We start from the raw sequence: 2,034 nt of genomic DNA on the forward strand, positions 1-2,034 counted from the left end.
CGCCGGCAAGGCGATGTTCACCTACCGCTACAGCTACCGTCCGGCCGTGTGGGAGCGCCTGCTGATCCGGGCCGGGTTCGCCACGGCAGAGGCTCAGGTGCTGGACGCGCCGTACTCAGGGCACATTGGGACTCTCCTGGTCCGTGCTGTTACTCCATGACCAGTCGGCAGCGGAGCAGACCAGTCCGCGCGTGGGTCGGCGACGCCGGTGTATTTCCGAACCTGTACAGGCCCGGGTTCAGCAGGCGGGTCCGACCGCGACCTGTACCTTCTTGAGGCGCTTGACGGGGATGGCGTCAGCGTTGTAGTCCGGGTTGTCACTCGTGGACACCTGCTTTGGGTCGGACGCGCCCCTAGTTACACCCTGCCGACTGCTGTACTACAGCCCTAGTATGGGCCGTACTTTCGGACATTCCCTATCGAGGCTATTGACTGCGCTCCTCCCCTCGTTCAAGATCTTTGTGTGAATTCCCACTGGGGGAGTCGGGGAGGGGATACCGTGAGAATTGCCGGTAGATCATTAGTTCTCGGATTTGTGAGCGTGATGCTCGCAGTTTTCAGCTTCTCTACGACGGCCGCCGCAGACGCCTCTCAGGCTGCCACCGTTACGGCGGATGGCACTATCGTTGCTGCGGATGGTTCCGAGGTCGGCCATGTCACCCTCCACAAGCGTGGTGACGGTGCGAAGCCGCCTGCAGAGCTGGGTAACCCCTCTAAATGGGGCGCGGCGGTGATCAAGATGGACGTTGCGGCCAGTGCGCCGAAGGCCTGCGTCGGTGCCAGTGGCGGAAAGTGGTGCTACGGCTACGACGTGACCACGGATGGTAAGTACTGCTACTCGAATTACTACCACGCCAAGGAGATGCACAGGTCCACGGCGAAGATTGCCGGAGGCTCGGTTACCGCTGGGGCGTATGCCGGCGAGACCTCCTACGCCCACCGGACGGCGGGCGCTGCCTACACCTGCTACACGTACTACGCTCTCGCCGACTAGGCTCTGATCCCCGCATCACGCGGTGACCCTTCAATAGGTAGGTAGGTTGGTGCGCCACTCGGGTCTGTTCGGTCCCCCGCGCGGTCTCCGAATGGCGCCATCTCCTATTTGAGTTCATCACGGAACGAGGAAAAGAAATCGAACACTTCCCGCGCCCTCGCGTTGCATCGCTAGCATTATCCCTCGGTGCAGGTTTGCTACTTGGGCTGGCGAGTCCCCTTACCGAAAAATGGGACAATCCCGTTTGCGGCACTCTGAATCTTGTTTTTTCCGATGGGTGGACGTGGGCCTGTTATGCATTCTTGGTGGGCTATTTCGGTCGATCCAAAATTGAGTCAGCGTTGCTGTCGTCTGTGGGGCTGGCTGTCGGTGTGGTCGCGTACTATCTATTCAAGTTTCTGAGTCCAACCATCCCGGCTGGAATGGAATCTGGCGCCACCGGCGAGGGAGTCTTGTCTGGAATGCTTGCGTGGGGAATAGCGGCTTTTATTCTCGGGGCGCCCGTCGGGCTCTTCGGTAACCTGGCGCGGATTCCAGGTGTCGGCGGTCTCTCGTTCCGGCTGATTGTTCCGCTCGTTGCATTTTTCGAGACCTCCATGCGGCTGGCGACAGAGGCGGATGGCCAACGCGCGGTCGTTGGAATTACTTGGAATGTTATTCGGTTCATCGCGGGCGCTGTTGCTTTGGGTCTAGTAAGTCACACCATCTGGACTTGGTGGCACTCTCGGCGTACTCGTTTCTCGGAGCCGGAGGGGCCGCGCACCGGAGGAGACATTCGATCCGTGTGACCTACTCGCCGCGACCTCAGGGCTCGGGTATCGAGCGCAGTCGTAAGAGCCTGCGTCGCCGTTCCGAACTGACAGCAACCCTGACGGCAACGACGGCACACAGAGACCGTTGATCACGACCGTCAGGGATCAGTCGGGAGGAGGGCAAGGCCCCCGTCCAACACGCCGCCCGATCCTACGGATCAGAAGGTTGCAGGTTCGAATCCTGCCGAGTGCACACAGACAAGAGGCCCCGGATCACTCCGGGGCCTC

Annotated in this window: 1 protein-coding gene and 1 pseudogene; both read left to right on the forward strand. The window is 60.8% G+C overall.

All coding sequences use genetic code 11. From position 1 onward, the window contains the following. A pseudogene (locus IE312_RS42025) lies at positions 1-160 on the forward strand (SAM-dependent methyltransferase); the annotation flags it as partial. A 339-nt stretch (positions 161-499) separates the two neighbouring features. Beyond that, a complete protein-coding gene (locus IE312_RS27130) occupies positions 500-994 on the forward strand; it encodes a lactococcin 972 family bacteriocin (RefSeq protein ID WP_189984938.1) in 495 nt (164 codons plus the stop codon). Positions 995-2,034: the final 1,040 nt, after the last annotated feature.

The organism is Streptomyces capoamus (assembly GCF_014654935.1).
In the GTDB taxonomy this organism is placed as follows: Bacteria; Actinomycetota; Actinomycetes; order Streptomycetales; family Streptomycetaceae; genus Streptomyces; species Streptomyces capoamus.